The sequence below is a fragment of the Bacteroides sp. D20 genome (assembly GCF_003436255.1).
In the GTDB taxonomy this organism is placed as follows: Bacteria; Bacteroidota; Bacteroidia; order Bacteroidales; family Bacteroidaceae; genus Bacteroides; species Bacteroides uniformis.
Genome location: NZ_QSOO01000041.1, coordinates 1 through 3,244, shown reverse-complemented (window position 1 = coordinate 3,244; position 3,244 = coordinate 1). Strand labels below are relative to the sequence as shown.

The following is a 3,244-nucleotide window of genomic DNA, read 5'->3' as shown; positions in this document are numbered from 1 at the left end:
TGAGTTTTCTAGAGATAAATAATGCGTGACACAGTTTATTTTACACTACCTTTAAAACTCCTTTTATAATATATTTCTTTTCCATATTTTTATTTTTTTAGTTCTAAAATGTCAATAGTGAATCTATTATAATCGGGCAGATTATCATCTAAATTATTAGGACGGCATTCAGCATATCCCGTAGGAACTGAATGTTTTAAATCTGCATCATACACTTTTTCTATCTGAGTAATATAATACTCCTTCCCATTTTGTGTATTTATTACTACATCAGATTCTTTGAATTTTTTTTCGCTCATAGTATTACCTCCTTATTTTATTAAGTTAAGTTTATAATTTTTCCGCTAACTTCTTAATATCCTCCTTACTATTGATAACGTGAGTGCTATCTCCAATTCGGACAACTCCTATAACTTCATCGGAAGATTTTTCAAATAGGTCTGTTACTTCAACTCCGAGAGCGTCCGCTATTTTGGATAGGGTTTCAATGGTAGGATTGCCTTTTGATAATGTATTAGCTAATGTCGAACGGGCTACCCCCATTTTATCAGCTAATTCCTGTAAGGTGATGCCTTGCATTTTGCAGTGTTCGGTAATTCTTAGATTCATAATCGTGTACTTTAATTTTATACAAAGGTACGTCTCTTTGTGTATTGTACTATTATAATAGTATTAAATAAGGTTAATATACTAATTAAATAGTTCTTTTCTTTTTGGATTATACTATTAAAGTAGTATGTTTGCATCATGAAAGTACAACAAAATAGTATTAACACATAAAACATAAGTAGTATGAGCACAAAATTTAGAAGTCAGATGAAAGAGGTCATGAGTTTAGCATGGCAGTTTGTTCGCAAGAACGGTTATTCAATGAGTGAAGCGTTAAAATGCGCATGGGCTAATTTGAAGTTGAAAGGTGAGATGAAAAAGAAGATAGTAGAGTTTTATTTCAAAAAGACTGACGGCACGTTACGTCAAGCCTTTGGCACTCTCAAAGAGAATCTTATCGGTGAGGTGAAAGGTACAGGTAGAAAGCCGAATGACAATCTGCAAGTGTACTGGGACACAGAGAAAGAAGAATACAGATGTTTCAAGAAGTGCAATCTCATTAAAATAGCGTAACTATGGCAGCAATACAATTAAGAGAGAGCGATATGTGCAGAGCTAAGAATCTCAATCGCAAAAATGATTATGGTTTGGATAATAAACAGATGATGCGCCTTATCAATGCCCACCGAGAAGGCGATGCGTACAAGCGTGCTTTGATAGAGTTTCGCTTGACTGATATAAACTTTCATCGTGAAGTCGAAATGCTAATGAACGGCAAGTATGACGAATTAAAAGAAGAAGTAAAACGGTGGTAAGCAAAGAGCGCACCACCTTCACAGGCAATGCGCTCTAAATAGTATAAACACATAATGCGATTATGTCGCACTACGAATTTAGTCGCAAAGATAGTATAAACACGTAAAATATAGAAATCATGAAGACAGAATTTTCTGATAGTACTCTTGGCATAATGCGATTGTTCAATAATGAAGAATACTACAAGTATTCAGTAGAGGTATTTTCTTCTCTTAATGCTTCTGCATTAAAATGCGGTATTGAATATATTGATGAAAAAGGTCGTTTGGGTTATCGGACAGACCACCCTTATTTTTGGATTGCTCAAACGGCCAACACAATGGTAGGCTATCTCTATATTGAACACTATCATTATGTAAAAGTCGGCACGCCACATTGGTGGATTAGCAAACATCGTGAAAATGGCATCAATTTTCTTAGTATGAAAGAAGTGAAACAGATTTCTTCAATTTTGAATAATGATGAATTATTGAAGAATTTGTATAAACTGATGGCTTTATCAGAGCATTTAGTCAATAACAAGAATACACAAGCATATCATGTTTACAAAGTGACATCAGACTTATTGGAAACGCTTGTCGGGCATGAGCTATTAATAGCTAATTAATACGTGTGATTATGAGTCTTAAAACAAGACCGCCGCCTATAAAATAACCACAATTACCCAATTGTGGTTATCCAATGTGACAAAAATTCTTCTCTTGCACGATTATACCGTAAGTTTGCAACGAATTTACGACAATGAAACGATTGTCGTGACTGCGCACGACACTTTTAAGGTGACGCAATCGGTTAGTGGTAAATTTGCAAACAGAAACAACGCAGCTATCCTCACGGCTGAAAAATATAACCCCGCCATTGGTAAGAAGTGAGGAGCTTGCCTTTGGTGGGGTCTAATTTTTAAAACTGTGTAAAAGTATGAATAATATTCAGATTTTCCAAAATGAGCAGTTCGGAAAAGTGAGAATTGCTATGAATGAGAATGAAGAACCGTTGTTTTGTTTGGCAGATGTTTGCGCTGTGATTGGCATAAAAGATACTTCAAGGTGTGCCAGTCGTTTAGATGATGATGTGCGTCAAACGCACCCCATAAAAGATAATTTAGGTAGAACACAACAAGCGACATTTGTTACTGAAAGCGGTTTGTATGATGTTGTCATAAGAAGTGATAGCGAAAAAGCAAAACCGTTTCGCAAATGGGTTACAAGCGAAGTTTTGCCCTCAATCCGCAAACATGGTGCATACATGACGCAAGAGACACTTGAAAAGGCTTTGACCTCACCCGATTTTCTGATTCAGCTTGCAACCAACTTGAAAGAAGAAAAACAGAAGCGTATCGAAGCCGAACAGAAGATTCAGAAAGATGCACCTAAAGTCCTTTTTGCCGATGCCGTTTCAACTTCTCAACGTTCTTGCTTGGTTGCTGAATTAGCAAAGATACTGCAACAAAATGGAGTGAATATCGGTCAGAACCGTTTGTTTAGCTGGATGCGCGAGAATGGTTATCTTTGCCAAAAGGGTGACTACTACAATCAGCCAACGCAGAAAGCTATGAAATTGGGGCTTTTTGAATTGAAGAAAACCACCATCACCAAGCCGGACGGCTCTGTATTGGTCACTACTACTACCAAAGTGACTGGTAAGGGGCAAATTTACTTCGTAGAAAAGTTCTTAGGTAAAGATGCTGCTTAAATAATAATGCGCACCTCGTTAAGTCGGGGTGCGCTATTAGTTACTTGGGAATAACTGATATAAAATCCCAAATAGGATTGTTTGATATAGAAATAATCATTCCTTTTTCAGAAATCAGTTCATTTAATTTTTTATTGGCACTATAAAATATTTTGTGTAAATGTAAAATACGGGATTCAGTATGGGT

Annotated in this window: 7 protein-coding genes; 5 read left to right on the top strand and 2 right to left on the bottom strand. The window is 36.2% G+C overall.

Annotated elements, in window-relative coordinates; genetic code table 11:
- Window positions 1-89: 89 nt before the first annotated feature.
- The gene (locus DXD78_RS20820) at window positions 90-299 is read right to left on the bottom strand and encodes a hypothetical protein (protein WP_009038453.1); all 210 of its coding nucleotides are present in this window, start codon (window positions 297-299) and stop codon (window positions 90-92) included.
- Window positions 300-330: 31 nt separating this feature from the next.
- Window positions 331-609 (bottom strand): helix-turn-helix domain-containing protein, encoded by a 279-nt coding sequence (locus tag DXD78_RS20815; RefSeq protein ID WP_009038452.1) that lies wholly within the window; start codon window positions 607-609, stop codon window positions 331-333.
- 183 nt (window positions 610-792) lie between these two features.
- Between DXD78_RS20815 and DXD78_RS20810 the strand changes: the two genes are divergently transcribed.
- The 5 genes from DXD78_RS20810 to DXD78_RS20790 all read left to right on the top strand — a co-directional run bounded on the left by DXD78_RS20810 (window position 793) and on the right by DXD78_RS20790 (window position 3,057).
- Window positions 793-1,122 (top strand): SH3 beta-barrel fold-containing protein, encoded by a 330-nt coding sequence (locus DXD78_RS20810; protein ID WP_009038451.1) that lies wholly within the window; start codon window positions 793-795, stop codon window positions 1,120-1,122.
- A gap of 2 nt (window positions 1,123-1,124) precedes the next feature.
- Window positions 1,125-1,364: a hypothetical protein gene (locus DXD78_RS20805; RefSeq protein WP_009038450.1), complete on the top strand. Its 240-nt coding sequence runs from the start codon at window positions 1,125-1,127 to the stop codon at window positions 1,362-1,364.
- 119 nt (window positions 1,365-1,483) lie between these two features.
- Window positions 1,484-1,972, top strand: a complete 489-nt coding sequence (locus DXD78_RS20800; protein WP_009038449.1) for a hypothetical protein — start codon at window positions 1,484-1,486, stop codon at window positions 1,970-1,972.
- 94 nt (window positions 1,973-2,066) lie between these two features.
- Complete coding sequence (locus DXD78_RS21125) at window positions 2,067-2,237, top strand: hypothetical protein (protein ID WP_157131993.1); 171 nt, start codon at window positions 2,067-2,069, stop codon at window positions 2,235-2,237.
- 46 nt (window positions 2,238-2,283) lie between these two features.
- On the top strand, window positions 2,284-3,057 hold the full coding sequence (locus tag DXD78_RS20790; RefSeq protein WP_009038447.1) for a phage antirepressor Ant: 774 nt from the start codon (window positions 2,284-2,286) through the stop codon (window positions 3,055-3,057).
- Window positions 3,058-3,244: the final 187 nt, after the last annotated feature.